This is a genomic window from Rhodococcus sp. NPDC080181, from assembly GCF_040702225.1.
GTDB classification, from domain to species: domain Bacteria; phylum Actinomycetota; class Actinomycetes; order Mycobacteriales; family Mycobacteriaceae; genus Rhodococcoides; species Rhodococcoides fascians.
This window is the reverse complement of record NZ_JBFBKN010000016.1, coordinates 72,180-92,403: the sequence shown is the minus strand read 5'-3', so window position 1 is coordinate 92,403 and position 20,224 is coordinate 72,180. Positions and strand designations below refer to the sequence as shown.

The 20,224-nt window shown below is 65.4% G+C and carries 23 protein-coding genes and 1 riboswitch; of the genes, 15 read left to right on the top strand and 8 right to left on the bottom strand.

From position 1 onward, the window contains the following. Positions 1–192 precede the first annotated feature (192 nt). Complete coding sequence (locus AB0O58_RS18670; protein WP_366238595.1) at positions 193–2,367, top strand: N-acetylmuramoyl-L-alanine amidase; 2,175 nt, start codon at positions 193–195, stop codon at positions 2,365–2,367. 78 nt (positions 2,368–2,445) lie between these two features. Here AB0O58_RS18670 and AB0O58_RS18665 read toward each other — a convergent pair whose 3' ends face one another. Continuing rightward, a complete protein-coding gene (locus AB0O58_RS18665; RefSeq protein WP_027494821.1) occupies positions 2,446–3,282 on the bottom strand; it encodes a Cof-type HAD-IIB family hydrolase in 837 nt (278 codons plus the stop codon). A gap of 75 nt (positions 3,283–3,357) precedes the next feature. On the opposite strand from AB0O58_RS18665, the gene AB0O58_RS18660 reads away from it, so the two are divergent. From AB0O58_RS18660 to AB0O58_RS18630, 7 genes are all read left to right on the top strand, one after another. Beyond that, complete coding sequence (locus AB0O58_RS18660) at positions 3,358–4,389, top strand: NADP-dependent oxidoreductase (protein WP_032374181.1); 1,032 nt, start codon at positions 3,358–3,360, stop codon at positions 4,387–4,389. Positions 4,390–4,444: 55 nt separating this feature from the next. Next, positions 4,445–4,957: a peptide-methionine (S)-S-oxide reductase MsrA gene (gene msrA, locus AB0O58_RS18655; protein ID WP_032374182.1), complete on the top strand. Its 513-nt coding sequence runs from the start codon at positions 4,445–4,447 to the stop codon at positions 4,955–4,957. 174 nt (positions 4,958–5,131) lie between these two features. Next, positions 5,132–6,403: a DUF3533 domain-containing protein gene (locus tag AB0O58_RS18650; RefSeq protein WP_363797336.1), complete on the top strand. Its 1,272-nt coding sequence runs from the start codon at positions 5,132–5,134 to the stop codon at positions 6,401–6,403. A gap of 19 nt (positions 6,404–6,422) precedes the next feature. Next, entirely contained in the window at positions 6,423–7,166 is a 744-nt protein-coding gene (locus tag AB0O58_RS18645; protein WP_027494825.1) for a CPBP family intramembrane glutamic endopeptidase, read from the top strand. Beyond that, positions 7,163–7,765 carry a DinB family protein gene (locus AB0O58_RS18640; RefSeq protein ID WP_366238594.1) on the top strand — a complete coding sequence of 201 codons (603 nt, stop codon included), beginning with the start codon at positions 7,163–7,165 and terminating at the stop codon, positions 7,763–7,765. Before AB0O58_RS18645 ends, AB0O58_RS18640 begins: the two co-directional genes overlap by 4 nt. Before the next feature lie 393 nt (positions 7,766–8,158). Beyond that, entirely contained in the window at positions 8,159–8,617 is a 459-nt protein-coding gene (locus tag AB0O58_RS18635) for a nitroreductase family deazaflavin-dependent oxidoreductase (RefSeq protein ID WP_052061658.1), read from the top strand. A 61-nt stretch (positions 8,618–8,678) separates the two neighbouring features. Next, positions 8,679–9,512: an LLM class F420-dependent oxidoreductase gene (locus tag AB0O58_RS18630; protein ID WP_032366743.1), complete on the top strand. Its 834-nt coding sequence runs from the start codon at positions 8,679–8,681 to the stop codon at positions 9,510–9,512. Positions 9,513–9,595: 83 nt separating this feature from the next. Here AB0O58_RS18630 and AB0O58_RS18625 read toward each other — a convergent pair whose 3' ends face one another. Continuing rightward, positions 9,596–10,234 carry a hypothetical protein gene (locus tag AB0O58_RS18625; RefSeq protein WP_366238585.1) on the bottom strand — a complete coding sequence of 213 codons (639 nt, stop codon included), beginning with the start codon at positions 10,232–10,234 and terminating at the stop codon, positions 9,596–9,598. Positions 10,235–10,361: 127 nt separating this feature from the next. On the opposite strand from AB0O58_RS18625, the gene AB0O58_RS18620 reads away from it, so the two are divergent. Both AB0O58_RS18620 and AB0O58_RS18615 read left to right on the top strand, forming a co-directional pair. Continuing rightward, positions 10,362–11,045 carry a response regulator transcription factor gene (locus AB0O58_RS18620; protein ID WP_080731811.1) on the top strand — a complete coding sequence of 228 codons (684 nt, stop codon included), beginning with the start codon at positions 10,362–10,364 and terminating at the stop codon, positions 11,043–11,045. Then, on the top strand, positions 11,042–12,457 hold the full coding sequence (locus AB0O58_RS18615) for a HAMP domain-containing sensor histidine kinase (protein WP_230593542.1): 1,416 nt from the start codon (positions 11,042–11,044) through the stop codon (positions 12,455–12,457). The genes AB0O58_RS18620 and AB0O58_RS18615 overlap by 4 nt, the downstream gene beginning before the upstream one ends. A 57-nt stretch (positions 12,458–12,514) precedes the next feature. Here the strand turns inward: AB0O58_RS18615 and AB0O58_RS18610 are convergent, their stop codons facing one another. Both AB0O58_RS18610 and AB0O58_RS18605 read right to left on the bottom strand, forming a co-directional pair. Then, positions 12,515–13,000, bottom strand: coding sequence for a GNAT family protein (locus AB0O58_RS18610; RefSeq protein WP_032401107.1), 486 nt, complete (start codon positions 12,998–13,000; stop codon positions 12,515–12,517). 9 nt (positions 13,001–13,009) lie between these two features. Further along, positions 13,010–13,750 carry a lysophospholipid acyltransferase family protein gene (locus AB0O58_RS18605; RefSeq protein ID WP_027494833.1) on the bottom strand — a complete coding sequence of 247 codons (741 nt, stop codon included), beginning with the start codon at positions 13,748–13,750 and terminating at the stop codon, positions 13,010–13,012. A gap of 100 nt (positions 13,751–13,850) precedes the next feature. Between AB0O58_RS18605 and AB0O58_RS18600 the strand changes: the two genes are divergently transcribed. Then, on the top strand, positions 13,851–14,735 hold the full coding sequence (locus AB0O58_RS18600; protein ID WP_032401106.1) for a hypothetical protein: 885 nt from the start codon (positions 13,851–13,853) through the stop codon (positions 14,733–14,735). 7 nt (positions 14,736–14,742) lie between these two features. Here AB0O58_RS18600 and serS read toward each other — a convergent pair whose 3' ends face one another. Together serS and AB0O58_RS18590 are read right to left on the bottom strand one after the other, a co-directional pair. Then, positions 14,743–15,996 (bottom strand): serine--tRNA ligase, encoded by a 1,254-nt coding sequence (gene serS, locus AB0O58_RS18595; protein WP_032371704.1) that lies wholly within the window; start codon positions 15,994–15,996, stop codon positions 14,743–14,745. Positions 15,997–16,007: 11 nt separating this feature from the next. Further along, positions 16,008–16,400 (bottom strand): ankyrin repeat domain-containing protein, encoded by a 393-nt coding sequence (locus AB0O58_RS18590; protein WP_032366735.1) that lies wholly within the window; start codon positions 16,398–16,400, stop codon positions 16,008–16,010. Positions 16,401–16,434: 34 nt separating this feature from the next. Here AB0O58_RS18590 and AB0O58_RS18585 point away from each other — a divergent pair, with 34 nt between their 5' ends. Next, positions 16,435–17,517: a septum formation family protein gene (locus tag AB0O58_RS18585; protein WP_032366734.1), complete on the top strand. Its 1,083-nt coding sequence runs from the start codon at positions 16,435–16,437 to the stop codon at positions 17,515–17,517. Between the two features lie 13 nt (positions 17,518–17,530). Then, complete coding sequence (locus tag AB0O58_RS18580) at positions 17,531–17,863, top strand: metallopeptidase family protein (protein ID WP_027494838.1); 333 nt, start codon at positions 17,531–17,533, stop codon at positions 17,861–17,863. Positions 17,864–17,992: 129 nt separating this feature from the next. On the opposite strand, the gene AB0O58_RS18575 is transcribed toward AB0O58_RS18580, so the two are convergent. Further along, complete coding sequence (locus tag AB0O58_RS18575; protein ID WP_032366733.1) at positions 17,993–18,763, bottom strand: CbtA family protein; 771 nt, start codon at positions 18,761–18,763, stop codon at positions 17,993–17,995. Beyond that, positions 18,754–18,948: a CbtB domain-containing protein gene (locus AB0O58_RS18570; RefSeq protein ID WP_027494840.1), complete on the bottom strand. Its 195-nt coding sequence runs from the start codon at positions 18,946–18,948 to the stop codon at positions 18,754–18,756. The genes AB0O58_RS18575 and AB0O58_RS18570 overlap by 10 nt, the downstream gene beginning before the upstream one ends. A 50-nt stretch (positions 18,949–18,998) precedes the next feature. Further along, a riboswitch (cobalamin riboswitch) is annotated at positions 18,999–19,133 on the bottom strand. Positions 19,134–19,197: 64 nt separating this feature from the next. Between AB0O58_RS18570 and AB0O58_RS18565 the strand changes: the two genes are divergently transcribed. Both AB0O58_RS18565 and AB0O58_RS18560 read left to right on the top strand, forming a co-directional pair. Beyond that, positions 19,198–19,764 (top strand): histidine phosphatase family protein, encoded by a 567-nt coding sequence (locus tag AB0O58_RS18565; protein WP_032366732.1) that lies wholly within the window; start codon positions 19,198–19,200, stop codon positions 19,762–19,764. A gap of 88 nt (positions 19,765–19,852) precedes the next feature. Next, positions 19,853–20,164, top strand: a complete 312-nt coding sequence (locus tag AB0O58_RS18560; protein WP_027494842.1) for a PE family protein — start codon at positions 19,853–19,855, stop codon at positions 20,162–20,164. Positions 20,165–20,224 lie beyond the last annotated feature (60 nt).

Genomic DNA, 20,224 nt, shown 5'->3' with positions numbered 1-20,224 from the left:
GTGGAGCCTGCGGAATGACCCAGGAATGCAAGCCCCGACGCGCCGCGCCATTGGAACTTCCCGGCTGTGGCTAACTGTCAAGCTAAGGTTTAGCCTTGTGTCTGATGGGACTCATGTTGCTGATGTGATTCATATTGTTCAGCAGTGGGAGATCCTACGACGCGTACCTACCACCAACCAGGGAGTACCGCCTTGCCGAACCGTCGAACGAAGCCGTCGATCGTTCTCGGTGCTGTCGCACTACTCGCCGTCGCGACCCCGTTTGCGGTCGCTGGGCTGACAGACAGCACGACCACCGGAGTTCGACCGGCCAACGAGACAACCCCGGTCACCGTGCCGACGAAGATCGTCGAGACCGCGCTGAGCGCAGCACCGGACATCGTCATTCCGCTGCAGGAGCTCACCGGCCTGCCGCTGCCCGATCTGCGGCTCTCCGATCTGAAATACCTGCCGCTGCCGGACTCCATCGTGATCCCGCCGATCGAGATTCCCGACATCCCGGGTCTCACGACGCCGGCTCCGGGTGGCGCAACCGCGCAGGCCCCGATCCCCAGGGTGGACGCCTCGGCACCGGTCAATCCTGAAGCTGCCGACCCCACCGGGCCGCCGCTCGGAGCGGCAGTCAAGGAGATCTCGCAGGACACCCCGTTCAGCATGGTGGCGTTGACCTCCGAGCAGCTGAACGGCGCGAGCGCACAGGTTCGACGTCAGCTCGAGGACGGATCCTGGGGCCCGTGGCTGCAGACCGCACCGGTGGATACCACTGCGAGCGACGCCGTTCCCGCTGCGGAAAAGCAGGGCACCGAACCGATCTTCGTGGGGCTCACCAAGGCCGTGCAGGTGCTGTTGACTCCGCTGACGAGCAGCGCTGCTCCCGAAAGCTTTGCAACGCCGCCGGTTCCGGAGGTCCCGGTTGTTCCGCTGCCTTCCGATGCCACTGCACCTGCTCCCGCCGTTGCGGAGCAGCCTTTGGGCTACACACCCGCGTCGTCGAGCAAGCCGCTGCGCCAACAGGATCCGGCACCGACAGAGCCTGCTGCGCCCGAAGCCGCTCCTGAGGTGTCGGCCGAGCAGTTGGCGTCGGCAGTGAGCGACATCAGCGCCGTGCTCATCACCCCCGGCACGTCCCCCGCCGATTCGGCGTTGAGCGACCTCGCTACTCCGGTGGCGGGCGATGCAGGTCCCAACGTCATCACCCGCGCCCAGTGGGGTGCCGACGAGTCGATCCGTTGCGCCAACCCGACAATCGACGATTTCATCGGCGGTGCCACCGTGCACCACACCGCGGGCAGCAACGACTACTCGAAGTCCGAGTCGGCCGAGATCGTCCGCGCCATCTACGCGTACCACGCGCAGACTCTGGGCTGGTGCGACATCGGCTACAACGCACTCGTCGACAAGTACGGCCAGATCTTCGAGGGTCGCGCCGGCGGCTTGGACAAGCCGGTCCAGGGTGCGCACGCCGGTGGATTCAACGAGAACACCGTCGGAGTGGCCATGATGGGCGACTACTCCACTCAGGATCCGTCGCAGGAGACCGTCGATTCGGTCGGCAAGTTCCTCGGCTGGCGACTCGGCAAGGCCGGTCTGGATCCCAAGGGGACCACGACGATGACCTCCGAGGGAACGGATTTCACGTTCATCGGCAAAGGCAAGACCGTCGACCTGCCGGTGATCTTCGGTCACCGCGACGTCGGCAACACCGAATGCCCCGGTGACGCCGGATACGCCAGGCTCGGGGAGATCCGCGACATCGCGGCCGCGAACCTCGGCGGTGGCGGCGATGTCACACCGGCAGCACCCGAGACCGCGCCCGATGCCACCGCACCGGATACCGCGGTGACCGACCCGGCACCGTCACGCCCGGGCACGGACGTCAGTTCGACTCTGGGCGAGAACATCCCGGCCCTGGTCGCAGAATTGCAGCGCCTGGCGTCGACGAGCCCCGTCGCGCAGAAGTGGTTGTCCTCGGGCGGCGAAACCGGCGCTCTCGGCGTACCGGTCAGCGGCCTGGTTCAGGTCAGCGGCGGCCGCGAGAAGGCGCAGTTCCAGAACGGCGAGATCATCACCAACATGGCCGGCCAGGCCGTGGCCGTCATCGGCAAGATCTTCCAGCAGTACCTGCAGCAGGGCGGTGTCGACGGCGTCCTCGGTCTGCCGCTCACCGACGAGTTCAAGGTGCCGGAGGGCTTCCGAACGGACTTCGAGAACGGTTCGCTCATCTTCAACGAGCTCACCGGCATCGTGACCACGGTCATCAAGACGTACAACGACACCTACAACGCAGAAATGCAGAAGCCGGTCGCCGCGCCGGTGGAGCCGGCACCTGTTGCCGAGCCCGCTCCGGAGCCCGCACCCGCGGGCTGAGTTCAGACAGTCGACAAGGGCCGAGTCACCGTGGTGACTCGGCCCTTGTCGTGTTCGATGCGCCGCTCTATCAGCGAATCACCACCAGCGTTCGAGTACCTGCGCCACTCCGTCGTCTGCGTTGGTGACGGTCACTTCGTCCGCGGCGGCGACGGCGGCCGGATGCGCGTTGCCCATGGCGACGCCCAGGCCGACCATCGACAGCATCGGGACGTCGTTGGGCATGTCCCCGAAGGCGACGATATCGGCGACGTCCACGGACAGCGTCTCGGCGACCTTCGCCAGGCCCGACGCCTTCGTGACGCCCGGCGCCGACAGTTCGATGAGCCCGTTGTCGGTGGAGAAGGTCAGGTCGGCGCGGCCGGAGATCAGCGGCGAGAGAATGTTTGCCATATGGCCGCTGGTCGATCCCGACAGACGTATCAGCAGCTTCACCGCGGGGACGTCGACGACGTCGTCCTCGGACATCTCGACGTTGTCGGGATTGAGCCACGCGTGCTCGTAGCCGGGCGAGCTGACGAACTGCGGCGTCGCCGCGTCGTGCGCCGATCGACCGACGCGCTCGGCCGCGAGACCGCAGCCGGGTAGCGCGCGGTACGCGACGTCGGCCAGCCACTGCAACGTCTCGACATCGAGGGTCTCCGCACTGAGCACGCGATCGGTGGCCGCGTCGTAGATGACCGCACCGTTGGCGCACACCGACATCGGCGCGTATCCGAGACCGTCGACGACGGGGTGGATCCACCGCGGCGGCCTGCCGGTGGACAGCACGAACGGCACTCCGTCCGCTACGACGGCTGCGACAGCTCGCTTGGTGCGTTCACTGACACGTTCGTGCTGGTCGAGCAGGGTCCCGTCGACATCGCTGGCGACGAGGCGAGGGGCGAGGCGGGTGGTGTTCGGCGCGTTGGTCATCGTGACGTCATTCTGCCCTAGTGTCGAAGGACCCTGTTTTCGACATGCACGTCTTCGATGTGGAAGGAACGGTAGATGACATCCGTGAACCGTCAGATCCGCTTGGCTCAGCGGCCCGTGGGGCGTCCCGACGAGTCGACGTGGGATCTCACCGAGGAACCCATCCCCACCCCGGGCGACGGGGAATTCGTCGTCACCGTCGACTACGTCTCCCTCGATCCCGCCATGCGCGGTTGGCTCAACGATGCGCGCTCGTACGTGCCTCCCGTCGGCATCGGTGAGGTGATGCGTGCTCATGCCGTCGGCCGCGTCCTCGAGTCCCGGCATCCGGATTACGCTGTCGGCGAAGTCGTTTCGGGCTCGTTCGGCGTCACCGAGCATGCGATCTCGGACGGGTCGGGAGTGCAGAAGGTCGACGAATCGATCGCACCGGCACCCACCTGGCTCGGTGCCCTCGGCTTCCCGGGATTGACGGCCTACTTCGGGTTGATGGACGTCGGCAAGCTGGCCGAGGGCGACACCGTCGTCATCTCCGGGGCGGCTGGCGCCGTCGGCAGCATCGCGGGTCAGATCGCGAAAGCCAAGGGAGCCACCGTGATCGGGATTGCCGGCGGACCCGAGAAGTGCGCCTGGCTCACCGAGGAGCTGGGCTTCGACGCGGCGATCGACTACAAGAACGAGTCGGTGTACAAGGCCCTGAAGGCCGCCGCACCGAAGGGCATCGACGTCTATTTCGACAACGTCGGCGGCGAGATTCTCGATGCGGCGCTCTCGCGCCTGCGTAAGGGTGCGCGAGTGGTGTTGTGCGGGGCCATCTCCGGCTACAACGCCACCGAACCGCAGCCCGGACCCGCGCACTACCTGTCCCTGCTGATCAACCGTGCGTCGATGACCGGGTTCATCATCTTCGACTATCTCGACCGCTACCAGGAAGGCGTCGACGCTCTGTCGGAGCTGCTCACCAGCGGCAAGATGACCGCGCGCGAGCAGATCGAGATCGGCGGAATCACGGCGTTCGGATCGACGCTCAACCTGTTGTTCGACGGTGCCAATACCGGCAAACTCGTCCTCGAGGTCGGCGAACGTACCCACGATTCGGAATTATGAGGACGACTCGTTCGTTGAACCCCACGTATCGCTCGATAGAGAACTAGGAGAGCACATGTCTGCAGCCACCGAAACCGCCATTCTCGCCGGAGGATGCTTCTGGGGAGCCGAAGAGCTCGTCCGCAAGCTGCCCGGGGTGGTCTCCACTCGCGTCGGCTACACCGGCGGTGAAATCCCCAACGCGACGTACCGCAACCACGGCAACCATGCCGAAGGCCTCGAAGTGGTCTACGACCCCACCCAGACGTCGTACCGGGATCTGCTGGAGTTCTTCTTCCAGATCCACGATCCCACCACGAAGAATCGTCAGGGCAACGACATCGGAGCCAGCTACCGCTCGGCCATCTTCTACCTGAACGACGAGCAGAAGCGCCTGGCCGAGGACACGATCGCCGATGTCGACGCGTCTGGCCTGTGGCCGGGCAAGGTCGTCACCGAGGTGACCCCGGCAGGAGATTTCTGGGAAGCCGAGCCCGAGCACCAGGACTACCTGCAGAAGTACCCCGAGGGCTACACCTGCCACTGGGTTCGCCCGGACTGGAAGCTGCCGCGTCGCGCAACCGCCTAGGAGCGGCTGCGCCGCATGTGCATGGAACTTCGTAGCCTGCTACGAAGTTCCGTGCACATGGGTAGGCGTAACGCCCATTCCGGACGGCCGACGGTCCACAGGTAGAACTACCGCGCACATGGAAGCCGAACTTGCGACACTGATCCGGTGACACCCGACAGAACCCCACGGTCGATGGCCGACGTCCTTCGTTCGCCGCGCTTCTGGCTCGCTCCGATCCTTGTCGTCTCGACCCTCATGTCGTTTCTCGCGGCCCTGTATCTGGGCGGCGTTCTCGATCCACGGGGCAACTTGCACGATCTGCCCATTGCGATCGTCAACCAGGACGAGGGCGACACCCTTGCGGGTGAGCAACGCAATATCGGCAACGACATCGTCGACGGATTGATTCAGAACGTCGATTCCGAGAAGGTCGCGTTCCGCGAGGTCGGCCCTGCGCAGGCCGAATCGTTGTTGTCCACGGCCGAGGTCTACGGCTCCATCGTCATCCCCAGTGATTTCACCAAGAGAATGGGAATCCTGGCCGAGGGCAGCATCATTCCCGGTGATATCGAGAAGCCGATCATCACCGTCTACACCAATCCGCGGGCGGGTAGCTTCGGGATGTCGCTCGTGACCGGAGTGGCCACTCCTGCCTTCGAATCGGTGAATCAGACCGTGGGCCAACAGATCACCGATCAGGTTCGCCAGCAGCTCGGCGACACTCCACTGGCCGGCGCGAGCGCACTGACGTTGGCGCAGCCGATCAATGTGATTGTTGCCCAGCACGATCCACTGCCCGACGGTACCGGCGGTGGCCTGTCTGCGTTCTACTACGCGCTACTGCTCGTCTTGGCGGGATTCACCGGTGCGACCATCGTCAGCACCCTCGTCGACGGCTTGTTGGGGTTCACTCCCACCGAAATCGGCCCGAAGTACATCCACCGCGGACCCACCCGGATCAGCCGGTTCCAGACGCTGTTGGTCAAGTGGCTGGTGATGTTCGTTCTGGCCATGCTCGTATCCGCCCTGTACCTACTGATCAGCCACTTGCTGAGCATGCCCATCACCCATGCGTGGACCCTGTGGATGTACGGCGCGTTCGCGATCACCGCCGTCGGATTCACGGCGCTGGCGGTGATGTCCGCATTCGGCACAGCAGGGTTGCTGGTCAACTTGGCCGTCTTCATCATCCTGGCCCTGCCGTCCTCGGGTGGCACGATTCCTCTCGAGGCGAGCCCGCCGATTTTCACGTGGCTGGCCCAGTTCGAGCCGATGCATCAGATCTTCCTCGGCACCCGATCGATCCTGTACTTCAACGCCTCGCCCGACGCCGGCCTGCTGCATTCGGTGGGTATGACGTCCCTCGGACTGCTCATCGGGCTCGTGTTCGGCCTGGTATTCACCCTTCTCTACGACCGCAAGGGCCTCGACAGAAGCCTCGATTCTCCGGGTGTCATCAGCTGACGCCGGTACACTCGATCCAATGCTTGCTGTCAACCCAGCCGGGAGCGTCGCACCTCGACGGGCCGTCCGCGCTTACCTCGACGTCGCCATCGTCGTTCTCGTGCTCGTGGGCACCAACCTCATCGCACACTTCACCACGGTGTGGGCGAGTATCGCGACGGTTCCGATCGCCGCCGTTCTCCTGGTGATCCTGTCGAACCGTCGCGGACTCGGATGGGCCGAGCTGGGACTGTCGCCCAAGCAATGGAAGACGGGTTCGCTCTACGCACTCGGTGCCGTCGGCATCGTCCTGACCGTCATCGCCATCGGTGCATTGCTGCCGATGACGCGGCCCTTCTTCATGGCCGATCGCTATGCCACCATCTCCGCGGCGCTGGTCGCCTCGATGATCGTCATCCCGCTGCAAACGGTCATCCCGGAAGAACTCGCGTTCCGTGGAGTGCTGCACGGCACGTTGGGCCGCATCTACGGTGCACGCGGAGTCTTCGCGGCAGGGTCCCTGCTCTTCGGTCTGTGGCACATCGCGTCCTCGCTCGGCCTGACCGCAGGGAACGTGGGACTCAGCGGATTTCTCGGCGGCGGGCTGTTCGGGCAAATCGTCGGGATCGCGCTCGCAGTCGTCGCGACCGCAGCAGCCGGGGTCGTCTTCACCTGGCTGCGCAGCCGAAGCGGGAGTCTCATCGCACCCATCGCCCTGCACTGGTCGTTGAACGGACTCGGCGCACTGGCCGCAGCCCTCGTGTGGCACGCATCGACGAGCTGAGCGACATAAAAGACGAGCTGCACCAATACCTTCGGATCGCTCGCCAGAACATGCTGTGGAAGCTCGACGGCCTCACCGAATACCAGAAGCGACGACCGATGACGCCGACGGGAACCAACCTCTTGGGGTTGGTCAAACACCTCGCCATCGTCGAATACGGCTACTTCGGCCTCACGTTCGGTCGTGAGTTTCCAGCTCGTTTCGCGGAATTGGAAGCAGAGGGCATGGCCCGGCTGAATTCCGACATGTGGGCCACCGCCGAAGAATCGTCGGAATCCATTGTCGCCCTGTACCGCGAGGCGTGGACGTATGCCGACAAGACCATCGATTCACTCGACCTGGATGCAGCGGGACGCGTCCTGCACTGGCCTGCGGACAAACAAGAAGTGACGTTGCATCGCGTACTGGTGCATCTGTGCATCGAAACGAATCGACATGCCGGACACGCAGACATACTGCGCGAATTGATCGACAACTCCGTCGGACTGCGCCTCGGCAACGAGAACATGGCCGACGGCGACGCAGCATGGTGGGCACAGTACCGATCCGAGTTGGAAACCGTTGCTCTAGAGGCTGATCAAGCCCGTCCCGCCGACTGAGCTATTTTCGGCTCGACGGCTATTTTCGCGGTGTACCTGTCCAACCGCGATCGATGACCCGATTCAGCGCGACGACAGCCTGCGCGGAAATCCCGGGCAGTGATCACTGTCCGTCTACCGTTCTTTTTCTCGATTCTCACGGCCTTCCCGGAGCGCAGCTTCGATACCGGTGTCGCCCCTGCTATCGAAGCGAAGACCCCAGCCTGCCCGATCGCGCATCGGATGCACGTCCGACACGGATGTACCCCAAAATGTCTTCGGCAATAATCTGCGCCCGCGGCCAACCACGCGTTGCCCACGCATCGATGCCACGATCCCCGGTGTGGAAGGGGGTGGAATTACCAGGAGAGGGGCAAAGTTTCGGTGAGCGAGACGTGTCAGGAATTTCCGGCCATGGCGATTGTCGGCGCCCACGTGCTTAACAACGAGACCGCCACCGAAACCGAGCTGAGCCCCAAGTCCCGGGTCCGCGAGCTGACCGAGCAGATTCTCGAGCAGGGCACCACCGAGGGGGCCGAGTATCAGGGTCTGCCTGTCGTGCTGTTCACGATCACCGGGGCGAAGTCCGGCAAGAAGCGGTACGTGCCCTTGATGCGCGTCGAAGCCGACGGCAAGTACGCCATGGTCGGTTCCAACGGTGCCGGTGCCACGAACCCGTCGTGGTACTACAACATCAAGGCAAACCCCACCGTCACGGTGCAAGACGGGACGAAGGTTCTCACCCTCCAGGCCCGCGAGCTCGACGGGGCCGAGCGCGAGAAATGGTGGACGCTAGCCGTCGAGTCCTTCGCTCAGTACGCCGAATTCCAGTCCCAGACAGACCGGCAACTCCCCGTCTTCATCCTGGAGTAACCCCGGCTGTGATCCCACTTCACGCCCCGTGCACGGGCGACACCCGACGTTAGGAACAGCCTTGAAGATCGGAATCTCCACCTTTGTCACCGACGACGGGATCGACCCGGTGTCGCTGGCTCGCGCCATCGAGGAGCGTGGATTCGACTCGCTGGTTGTTGCCGAGCACACTCACATCCCAGCCAGTAGGGAGACGGCGTTTCCCACCGGCGAAGAGATGCCCGACTTCTACTATCGGACGCTCGACCCCTTCGTCACTCTGGCAGCGGCCGCAGCGGTGACATCGAAGATCGAGCTGGTCACCGGTATCACCTTGCTCATCCAGCGTGATCCCATCACCACTGCAAAAGAATCCGCCAGTATCGACCTGATCTCACGGGGCCGGTTCGTATTCGGCGTGGGAGCGGGTTGGATCCTCGAGGAGATCCGCAACCACGGCACCGACCCGAAGACACGGGGTGCACTGTTGGACGAGCAGATCGAAGCAATCAAAGCCCTGTGGACGAACGAGCCGGCCGAGTATCACGGCAAGCACGTCGATATCGAACCCTCCTACCTCCGTCCCAAGCCGGTGCAGACACCGCACCCCCCGATATTCATCGGCGGTGCCTCCGATGCGACGGTGAAGCGCGTCATCCGGCACGACGCCGGGTGGATAGCCAACCCACAGCCCGTCGATGTCATGTCCGCGCGCATCGATGCGATGCGCGAAGGACTCGGGCACGACGTTCCGTTGCTACAGTTCGGCACCCCCGCGGATCCCGAGTACTGGCAAGCCTGCGAAGAGTTGGGATTCGGGCAGCTTGCGCTCATGCTGCCCACCGCGCCGCACGACGAATCGTTGAAAATCCTCGACGAGTACGCCGCGCTGGCGTCCGCGTACCGCGGGAGATAAGACCCTGGGCGCGTTCGGAAGTCGCGCCTCCACCCACACCGATCCCCGCACCGATCCGGTGCGGGGACCGACCGAGCTTGCGTTCAGGAACCGGACGGCGCTGCCGGCGGTGCGGGAGGCGTCGCACCGTCAGCGGGTGCCGGCGGCGCGGGCGGAGTTGCGCCATCGGCCGGTGCCGGCGGCGCGGGCGGAGTTGCGTCATCGGCCGGTGCCGGCGGCGCGGGCGGCGTCGCTCCGTCTTCTGGTGCGCACACCGCTCCCGGGCCACCTGCGCCCGGCCCACCCTTACCCGGACCACCATCGGCCGGTCCGCCCTTGCCCGGACCACCCGCGGGCGGGGCAGGCGGAGTTGCGCCGTTATCCGGCACGGCCGGAGTTGTTCCGTCCGCGGGTCCCGGTGGCGTCGGAACCGCGGGGACCGTAGATCCGTCGCCGGAATCCGTCGCCTCGGGGCTTGCCGGAACAGCAGGCACGTCCGACCCGCCGCCGCCATCGGTTCGCTGTCCGAGGGCAGACGACGACGCCACGGTCGACACGCCAGGCGAGGCGTCGGGTCCGGTGGCTGCGAACACAGCCGCGGTCACCAGGGCTCCGATGGCAAGTCCCGCTGCTGCGGTCGCGGCCAGCGGCACACGTCCCTTCCACCGCTTGGGCTTGTTCTCCCGAGCGGTGCCGGGCTCGGGGTTCGATGCGGCGGGAATCGGTTTGGTCTGATCGTTCACGTTCACTCCTTGTTCGGACTGCGTCGTTCGTTTCGGTCTGTCTCCGACACTGCCGCCGTTAGCTGAAGTCACCCTGAAGCCGAGCGCATCTTCAGGATCACTTCAGCTGGTGGGTGACAATCGAGGCATGACATACAGTTCTGCTCCCCGGGTGATGGTGGTGGAGGATTCGTTACCCATCAGGGAAGCGCTGGTGGCGGCGTTCGAGGACGCGGGGTTCACCGCCGTGTCCCTGCCCGACGGCGACGACTTCGAGCCCACGATGGCAGGCTTTCGTCCCGATGTGGTGATCCTCGACGTCATGCTGCCCGGTGCGCGGGACGGGTTCGATCTCATCGACGTCGTCCGGCAGAGCAGCGACGCGGGCATCATCATGGTCACCGCGAAAGATCAGCTGGCCGACCGATTGCGTGGACTCGGCGACGGTGCCGACGACTACGTGGTCAAGCCGTTCCAGCTCGACGAGGTGGTCGCCCGCGCAAAATCCGTGCTGCGGCGTCGCGGTCGTTCGTCCGACGCGGTCCAGGTCGGTGATCTACTGGTCGACGAGCCCGCCGGAGTGGTCACTCGGGCAGGTCAAGTTCTCGATCTGACGGCGACGGAGCTCCGTTTGGCCACGTTCCTCGTCGCACAGCGCGGACGTACCGTCTCCAAAACCTCTATCCTGGAATCGGTCTGGGGCTACGGCGCGTACGACGGTAACCTGGTGGAAGTTCACATCAGTGCGTTGCGTCGCAAGATGGAAGCGCATGGGCCGCGGTTGATCCATACCGTCCGCGGCTTGGGTTATGCATTGCGGGCTCCGCAGTGAAGCGGACGCCGACCCCGTCGCTTCGGATGCGGGTGGTCGCCACCGTCGTCGTGTTGTTCGCGGCACTGCTGGTGATTGTCGGATCGTCGGTGGATGTCGTTCTGGGTCAACAGCTTCGGCGTGATCTGGAGGCGCGGTTGTCGGACCGGGCAACTCGGGCTGTCGAGCTCGTGGAGAGCGGCGTCGGGCCCGGGGATCTGGTGCAGGCCCTGCAGGGCGACGCCATCCGAGTTCGGGTCACGGCTGCGGACGGCACGGTGTACGGCGCTCCCGGCAGCGGACCGCCTGGCCCGGACATCCGGCCTGCCACCCCGGCTCCGCCTGCGGGCCAGTCGCGAACTCCGAGTCCCCCTGGTCCGCCGGATCCTCCTGCGCCCCCGTCCGATTCGTTCGAGATCACCGAACCGTTGCCCGACGGTTCGACGCTGTCTCTCCTCGGCGATACCACCGCCATCGCCGATGTTCGGCGACAACTGCGCATCCTCATGCTGGGAGCGGGTGCTGTGACGCTGCTACTGGCCGCCGCTGCACTCACCTTTGCCGTGCGGCGAGCACTGTCCCCGCTGGACTCGATGACATCGGTCGCGCGCCGAATAACCAACGGCGACAGGGGTAGACGGCTACTTCCCACCAAACCGAACACCGACCTCGGCCGTACTGCCTCGGCCGTGGACGAGATGCTCGACGCCCTCGAGGACGCCGAACGACGCGAGGCCTCGGCCGCACGGGCAGCCCGCCTCGCCGAGGAGGACATGCGGCGCTTTCTGGCCGATGCCGCACACGAGCTGCGCACTCCCGTCGCCGGGATCTCGGCGTTGGCGCAGTCGCTGCAGCGCGACGCCGAGCATCGCCCCGATCGAGTCGCACGCTGGAGCGAGCTGCTGGTCGGGGAATCGAGCAGGGCCTCACGATTGGTGGGCGACATGCTCGATTCCGTCCGTGCGGAGAACACGTCGGATCTCGACGCAACCGATACCGACCTTGCCGACATCACCCGCCGCACAGTGGAGCGAGCAGCTCTGGTCATGCCGGATAGTCGGTTCGATGTCGATGCTGCGCAACCGATTCCGGTTCACATCGACGTCGGACGCATCGAACAGATCCTGTCGAACGTGCTCGACAATGCCGGTCGTTTCACCCCGTCCGGCGGCACGATTCGGGTAGCGGTCGGCAGGGACACCCACGCCTTCGTCACCGTGGACGACGAAGGACCGGGTGTCGCGGAGGCAGACCGTGAGCGCATCTTCGAGCGACTCGTCAGGCTGAACTCCGCCCGTGACCGAGCATCCGGTGGCGTCGGACTGGGGCTGTCGATCGCTCGGACACTGGCGCGCGCCCACGGCGGCGAACTCGTCTGCCTCGCAGGGCCTTCGGGGGCGCGATTCCGGCTGACTCTCCCCCTGAACGCGTGAACCCCTGAACCCCTGAAACCCCGCAACCCCGCAACCCCGCAACCCCGAACATGTCAGCTATTCGACGATCAAGTCCATCAGCAGACTGTCGTGCCAGCCGTCCGGTCCCTTCTCGTACTTGCGCATGATCCCGACCGGCTCGAAACCGACTGCGCTGTAACAGGCTATCGCTACCGCGTTGTCGGCGGCGGGATCGATCACCAGGCGGTGATGACCGAGATCGACTGTCAGGTAGCGCACCAGTGTGCCTACCGCGTCCTTTCCGACGCCGCGGCCGTGTACAGCCGGATCGAGGAAGATGTCGATCGACGCGTGCCGGTACATCGGGTCGGTCTCTTCGCCGTACTGGATGAAACCGACTGTCGCGGAGTCTAATTCGACAACCAGGCGGGTCTCTTCAGGGTTGTCGAACGGCCAGTTCTCGTCGGCGTCCTCGTCACCCCAGCGCGCATGCACCTCGGGGGTGTGCAGTATTCGGCGTAGCTCCGGCACGTCCTCGGCGGTGATCGGCCGCAACACGACCCGTTCACCGCGGAGGTTCATGCCCGCCGACTACTCGACGCGCTTGGCTGCGCGTGCCGCCAGATCCTGGGCGTCGAGCTTGTCGGCTTCCTCCAGGGTCGGGGCACTGCCACCGAGTCGGGCCGGAACCCAGTACGCGCCGGGCTCGTGGTGGTAGCCCTCCTGAAGCTCGAGCAGCATCTTCTGCATGACCGACCGCAGCTTGTCGGTCAGTTCGTTCGGCGGCCCGACCGGCGCGATCGGTTCACCGACGGCAATGGAGATCGGAGTGTTGGTGCGGCCCAATCGCTTCGGGTAGCCCTTGGTCCACACTCGCTGCGCACCCCAGATGACCGTCGGGATGATGGGGACGCCGGCCTCGATGGCCATACGCGCTGCACCGGACTTGAATTCCTTGATCTCGAAGCTCCGGCTGATGGTGGCCTCGGGGTAGACGCCCACGAGTTCGCCGTTGCGCAGACTCTGCACGGCCGACTTGTAGGACTCCGCACCTGCACCACGATCTACGGGGATGTGCTTGAGCGCGCGCATGATGGGTCCGGAGATCTTGTTGTCGAAGACTTCCTTCTTGGCCATGAAGCGGATGTAGCGCTTCACTCGCCGCGGCGGCAACCCGGCGTAGGTGAAGTCCATGTATCCGGTGTGGTTGACGGCGATGACCGCTCCACCGGTAGCAGGGATGTGGTCCTCGCCCTCGACCTCGAACTTCAGGCCCTCGAACGCGAACACTGTGCGAGCGATGCCGATGACTGATCGGTAGACGGGTTCCACAGTCGGTTAGCGTAGTCGGTGGACGGGGTCGGAGAAAGGTCCGGCCAGGAGCGCGGTCGGGTCGTGCGCAGTTCGAGAAGCTACGGGGGAGAGAATTCACGTGAAGAACAGAGCGGCTTCACCGCGGCGCAGCCGAGTCTGCCGAACCGCGCTGCCGCTGATGGCGATGATTGCGCTGGTCGGTGCCTGCGATTCCGCGGTCGGGATCCCATCCGAGCAGGCCGCAGCCCCGTCCAGCAGCAGTGCAGGGTCCACCGCCAAGTCCGCGAATGCCGCCGGGTCGAGCACCCCAGAGCCCACCACCACCCCGGCACCGCCGCCCATCCCACCGGGTCCGCCCGTCGGCGAAGCCCCCGGAAATCCTGCGGCCGCCGCGGCACTACGGCCGTTCGTCAACGATCTCACCGGCGGCGGAATAGGTGTCGTCACCGCGAGGTGCTGGACTGTGCCGCCGACCGACATTCCGACGATGTACTTCGACACCGGCGCCATCCTCGCTGCGGTGGCGGCTCCCGCGGTCGACGGTCAGTACGCGGTAACGTGGACCGGACCCACGGCAACGGTCGCCATCAAACGCAGCGAGATCGCGTCGGGTTACGCCTGCCCGACCGTCTATCCCACCGGCACGACGCCGGTGTTCGACGCGACGGACGCGGTCTATACCGTCGATCGCTATCTGGGACGCATCGCCGGTATCCCGGTCAATCGGGGCGACGTCGAAGAGAGCTACCCGCTGGTGTGCGACAGCCGCGGTACATGGGATCCGAACGGCACCGGGTCTCCCACTGCCCCACCTCTGGCCGAGAACCCGGCAATTCTGCCGAGCATCACCTCGTTCGATCCCGACAGCGTGTTCGTGACGGCGCAGAACGGCGTCTACACGCAGGTCAATGCAGACATCATCGACGCCTCGGGGGTGTACCAGAACCGCACGTTCCTGCTGGCGATCGGCGGCGAGGGCTACTGCATCGGCGACATCGCCTGATCCTGAATTACTTCAGGACATCGGTCCCGACGAAAGGCACGAGGGCCTCGGGAACTCGGACGGTGCCGTCGGCCTGCTGGTGGTTTTCGAGGATCGCCACGATCCACCGCGTGGTGGCGAGGGTGCCGTTGAGGGTGGCGGCGGTCTGAGGCTTGCCGTTCTCGTCGCGGTATCGCACGCCGAGGCGTCGGGCCTGGAAGGTCGTGCAGTTCGAGGTCGAGGTGAGCTCGCGGTATGCCTTCTGCGTGGGGACCCATGCTTCGCAGTCGAACTTGCGCGCGGCAGAGGACCCGAGGTCTCCGCCTGCGGTATCGATGACGCGGTAGGGCAATTCGACTGCGGCGAGCATTTCCTTCTCGTACTGCAGCAGCTTCCGGTGCTCGGCCGCCGCGTCCTCGGGCTTGATGTACGAGAACATCTCGATCTTGTCGAACTGATGGACGCGGATGATGCCGCGGGTGTCCTTGCCGTAGCTGCCCGCTTCACGACGGAAGCACGACGACCAACCGGCGTAGCGCTTGGGGCCGTCGGCGAGGTCGATGATCTCGCCCGAGTGGTAGCCCGCGAGAGCAACTTCGGAGGTTCCGACGAGGTAGAGGTCGTCGGCTTCGAGGCGGTAGATCTCGTCTGCGTGTGCGCCGAGGAAGCCGGTTCCCGACATGATCTCCGGCCGCACGAGAACCGGCGGGATCATCATGGTGAACCCGTTCTTGACGGCCTTCTGCGCGGCGAGCTGAAGCAGCCCCTGCTGCAGCAACGCGCCGTAGCCGGTCATGAAGTAGAAGCGTGAGCCCGACACCTTGGCTCCGCGTTCCATGTCGATCAGGTTCAACGACTCGCCGAGTTCCAGGTGGTCTTTCGGTTCGAAGTCGAACTCGGGGACGTCGCCGACGGTCTCGAGCAGCACGAAGTCGTCCTCGCCGCCCGCGGGCGTTCCCTCCTCGACGATGTTGGAGATCGCCCGGTGTGCCGTGTCGAGAGCTGCGTCGGCCTCGGCCTCGGCTGCCTGTGCCGCCTTGACCTTCGCGGCCAGTTCCGATGCCCCGGCCAGCAGCGCGGGACGGTCCTCGGCCGAAGCCTTGCCGACCTTCTTGCCCAGCGCCTTCTGCTCGGCACGCAGCTGATCCCCGGCCAACACAGCGGCGCGGCGGGAGGCGTCGGCGTCCAGAAGAGCGTCGACGAGAGCGGGGTCCTCGCCTCGGGTGCGCTGCGAGGCGCGCACTGCGTCGGGGTTCTCGCGAAGCAATTTCAGGTCGATCACGAGAGCAAACCTTACTTGCCGAGCAAGCCCAGGTAGTCCTCGCGTCCGAACATCGTGGCTGCGTCGATCGCAGACGGGTGGCCGCCGTGTGGGTCGGCTCCGCCGTCGACGAGCAGCCGCACCACCTCGTCCTCGCCTTTGAACACAGCGCCCGCGAGTGGGCTCTGGCCCTTGTCGTTGGCCTTGTTCACATCGGCACCGCGTTCGACCAGCACCCGTACCGCATCGGCATGACCGTGATAGGCGGCCAACATGAGCAGGGTGTCCCCCGACTCGTTGTGCAGATTCACCGGAACTCCGGCGTCGACGTAACTCGCCAGACCGACGGCGTCACCGGTACGTGCCATTGCGAACAGTCGACCGGCCAGCTCACTGAGGTCGTCGTCACCCGTTGGGTCGCTCATGTCGACCGAACATACTCGGGCATGATGGAGGGCGATGTCCGCTACAGAACCAGACCCCACGACGAGCGAGAGTCGGAGAACTCTCTCGGCCACCACTGCTCGACGCGGCCTCGCCATGGTGGCCGTCGGTGCAGTCCTGGCCGCGGGGGCAACAGTGTTCCTGTCCGGCGGATTCTCGACTCCCGAGAAGATCACCACGCATTCGACGGCCAGTGGCCCCGCCACCGCAGGCCCGGTGTCCGCGAAGTCCTTCGGTGCCGCCGACCCGGGCGTATGCCTGCAGTGGACGCCCACCGACGATCCCGAGACCGATCGTCAGGACCTCAGCGAAGTGCCGTGCGCCGACGCCCACCGCTTCGAGGTGGCCCGCGACATCGACATGAGCGTCTACCCCGGTATCGAATTCGGCCCCGGCGCGCCGTACCCGGGAGCGCTGCGCTTCGGTGAACTGCGCGACGAGCACTGCACCGCCGCCGTCGACGGCTACGTCGGTGCCAAGTTCGACCCCAACGGCCGCTACGGCGTCGGCCTGATGTTCCCCAGCCAGGCCGGATGGGCAAAGGGCGAGCGCACGCTGCGGTGCGGTGTGCAGATGCCGTCGAACACCGGTGCGCTGCTCGAGATGACCGGCTCGATCCTCGACCAGGACCAGTCCAAGGTGTGGCCGACGGGCACGTGCATCGGAATCAACCAGAACGTGCCTGCCGACCCGGTGGAATGCTCGACTCCCCACGCGTTCGAGGTGGCCTCGGTGATCAACCTCACGCAGCAGTTCCCCGGCGGGCATCCGTCGGAAGGCGACCAGGACGCATATCTGGAGAAGACCTGCACCGACGCCGTCAACGGATACCTCGGCTCGGAGAACGCGCTGCGGGACAAAACTCTGACGTTGTTCTGGGACACCATCGACGTCTCGAGCTGGCTCGCCGGCAGCCGTCAGGTGACCTGCTCGGTGGGCAAGGAACTCGACTCCGGTGGATTCGCGACCATCGTCGGCAGCGCGAAGGGCGACATCCTCATCAACGGTGCCGCACCAGTGCCGCCGCCCGCAGCCCCCGACGGCCGCGCCCTCCCGACCCCACTGCCCGGTGCTGCTCCGATCACCACCGGAGGCTGACATCCCCACGCACATGACCCGCGTCGACTTCGAGGAAGCGGTGTCCGACGCTCTCGACACACTGCCGCGAGAACTCACCGACTTCATGAACAACGTCGTCGTCCTCGTCGAGGAAGAACACCCCACCGAGGACATCCTCGGGTTGTACGAGGGAATCGCGTTGACCGAACGCTACGAATACAGCGGCCACTTGCCCGACGTCATCACGATCTACCGCAAACCAATCCTCGACATGGTCGACGACGAACACGAGGCTCGACGCGAAATCGCCATCACCGTCGCCCACGAAATCGGCCATCACTTCGGCATCGACGACGAACGCCTGCATCAACTGGGATTCGGCTGATCGCGCTCGCCCCCGATCGCCACCCCCACCCCCGTAATGCCACCCCCGGTTGGGATCAATGTGGGTTTCAGTCGGTCAGACTGCAACAAAGGCGCATTGATCCCAACCTGGGGGGCGGGCAAAACAGGGTTAAGCCGAGACAGCCTCTCGACGAACCGGCCGCACCGCGCGGTCGGTCAGGAACGCGAATCCCAGTCCCAGAGCCAGCCACAGGGTTGCCTGCGTGGCCAGTGACGAGAGTCGGAATTCCCACAGCAGGGTCGCCGGGAAGTCCGAACCCACTTCGTTCACACCCGGTAGAAGTGCATAACCCACACCGACGATCACGAGGAACGCCACTGTCGGAGCACCGACGCGAACCGCCACCGACGACTGCGACGCCACCGCCTTCGCCACGTAGATCGCGACTCCCACGGCCAGCAGACCGAGAATCACCGACGCCAACCACAGCCAGGTGCGCTGGGTGATCGTCTCCGGGTCCCCGACGGCCGGTGGGTTGGCCGGATACTTGAAGAACGGCACCGCTTCGATTGCCAGCCATCCGGCCCCGGCTCCGAGGAGCGCGAGGATCGAGCCCGGAAGCGAGCTGAACCGTCGGGCATAGTGCAGTACCGAGGCGAAGATCGCGCCGAGTGCGAGTCCGGCGAGTCCGGTGGCGAGGAACAGTCCGACGCGTTGCCCGTCGCGACTGACGAGGGCGTCCTCGTCTCCGTGCGAGTGCGCAGCAGTCGCATCGGAGTCGGCGTGGTGTGCCTCGCCTGCTGCTTCTTCGATGGAGATGGCCGAATCGACGTGCGGCTCACCGATGACGAAGGCAACTCCGCCGGCGAGCAGTCCCGCGACGAGACCGGCGAGCAGACCTCGCACCAGCAGTTGAACGAACGTCCCGGTCAGTGGCATGGCAGGCCCAGCAGGTGGCGGCCGTCGTGCATCAGTTCGTGCATGTACATGCCACTACGCGAGATCGCGCCCTGGTCGAATCCGACGAGGTAGAGCACAACGAATGCGAGCAGTATCGTCGCGGCGACGATGACGGCGAGGGCCGCCGATTCCGTCGTGTTGCTGGGTGCATGAAGTATTGCCATGGGGGTGTCCTCCTGGGATTGTGCGTCCCGTAGTCCCTTCGGAGATGAAGGGACGGCCATGCGATGTACGAGTTTTCTGGCTCTCGAATTCGGACATCTGCCCGACGTCGATCACAGTGGCGCAACCGTTCCGGATTTTCACCGGATTACCTGCGTACATCGCGTCTTACCTGCGCACTGTGGCACCGCGTTCGACTCTCTGTCAATCACTGTCCTCGAGAGAACACAGTCCGATGCCACAATGACGCGGTGACTGCGCCTACGACCCGCCTGACGTTGGTGAGCCACGCAAGGACCGATGCGATGCGCTCGGGCCGCTTTCCTGCCGACGAGCCACTCGACGAGGCGGGTGTGCGCGCACTCGCCGAGGTGACCGACTTTCCGCGTGCCGACCGAGTGGTGTGCGGCCCGGAGCTGCGGTCCCGATCCACTGCCGACATCTTCGGCAGCGACGTCGCCGTCGAACCCGCGTTGGCCGACGTCGCGTACGGCCGGTGGTCCGGTCTCGAGATGACCGATCTGCCCGACGCCGACGCGATGGCCTGGCTCGGCGACCCGGCATTCACACCGCCGGGCGGTGAATCTCTGGAGGCGTTGTTCGCTCGCGTCCGGACGTGGCTCGACGAGGTCGGTTCGACGCCGGGCCGCACGCTGGCCGTGACCGCACCCGCGGTGATCAGGGCCGCGGTCGTGCTGGTGCTGGCGGCACCGGTCAGCTCGTTCTGGCGGGTCGACGTCGCACCGTTGACGCGCACCTCGATCCATCGCCGAGGCTCGCTGTGGACGACGGATTCGGTGGCACAAAAGTCTCTCTGAATTCTTTCCGGCATCGATGGAACCGATCCGGGCACGGCGGCGTCCTACCTACCGACAGCCCAGTTCGTCGATCGCAGGGAGCGTGCTCATGACCGTCATCAAAGTCGATCCGGTGGCTCTGCAGCTCGCTGCCTCGGAACTCGATGCGGTCGCTGCCCGATTGCAGGCCGCCGTCACTGCGACGGCTCTTCCTGTTCGGCCGCTACCGCCGGGCACCGACGAGGTGTCGCTCTTGACCGATCGCTTCTTCGCCACCGCGGCCGATACCTTCGGCCCTGCTGCAGCACAAGGCATTTCGGAGCTACACCGGGCCGCCGAGGAACTGCGCAAACAGGCCGCGGACTACCTGGCGACCGACGACGACACCGCCGGAGGCCTGCCGGGGCTCGCCGGCATCTGACGCACTCATCGACCGGCAACGGTTTCGAAAACGACACGGGGGCTCGAACATCATGGGGGC

What these genes read in the sequence shown, in the direction of transcription:
- AB0O58_RS18610 (WP_032401107.1), bottom strand. Translation starts at nt 13,000, where the DNA reads ATGAACCTCCGCGGTGAACGGGTCGTGTTGCGGCCGATCACCGCCGAG.
- AB0O58_RS18560 (WP_027494842.1), top strand. Translation starts at nt 19,853, where the DNA reads ATGACCGTCATCAAAGTCGATCCGGTGGCTCTGCAGCTCGCTGCCTCG.
- AB0O58_RS18645 (WP_027494825.1), top strand. Translation starts at nt 6,423, where the DNA reads ATGCTTGCTGTCAACCCAGCCGGGAGCGTCGCACCTCGACGGGCCGTC.
- AB0O58_RS18635 (WP_052061658.1), top strand. Translation starts at nt 8,159, where the DNA reads ATGGCGATTGTCGGCGCCCACGTGCTTAACAACGAGACCGCCACCGAA.
- AB0O58_RS18590 (WP_032366735.1), bottom strand. Translation starts at nt 16,400, where the DNA reads ATGAGCGACCCAACGGGTGACGACGACCTCAGTGAGCTGGCCGGTCGA.
- AB0O58_RS18620 (WP_080731811.1), top strand. Translation starts at nt 10,362, where the DNA reads ATGACATACAGTTCTGCTCCCCGGGTGATGGTGGTGGAGGATTCGTTA.
- AB0O58_RS18580 (WP_027494838.1), top strand. Translation starts at nt 17,531, where the DNA reads ATGACCCGCGTCGACTTCGAGGAAGCGGTGTCCGACGCTCTCGACACA.
- AB0O58_RS18570 (WP_027494840.1), bottom strand. Translation starts at nt 18,948, where the DNA reads ATGGCAATACTTCATGCACCCAGCAACACGACGGAATCGGCGGCCCTC.
- msrA (WP_032374182.1), top strand. Translation starts at nt 4,445, where the DNA reads ATGTCTGCAGCCACCGAAACCGCCATTCTCGCCGGAGGATGCTTCTGG.
- AB0O58_RS18660 (WP_032374181.1), top strand. Translation starts at nt 3,358, where the DNA reads ATGACATCCGTGAACCGTCAGATCCGCTTGGCTCAGCGGCCCGTGGGG.
- AB0O58_RS18585 (WP_032366734.1), top strand. Translation starts at nt 16,435, where the DNA reads ATGTCCGCTACAGAACCAGACCCCACGACGAGCGAGAGTCGGAGAACT.
- AB0O58_RS18665 (WP_027494821.1), bottom strand. Translation starts at nt 3,282, where the DNA reads ATGACCAACGCGCCGAACACCACCCGCCTCGCCCCTCGCCTCGTCGCC.
- AB0O58_RS18575 (WP_032366733.1), bottom strand. Translation starts at nt 18,763, where the DNA reads ATGCCACTGACCGGGACGTTCGTTCAACTGCTGGTGCGAGGTCTGCTC.
- AB0O58_RS18650 (WP_363797336.1), top strand. Translation starts at nt 5,132, where the DNA reads ATGGCCGACGTCCTTCGTTCGCCGCGCTTCTGGCTCGCTCCGATCCTT.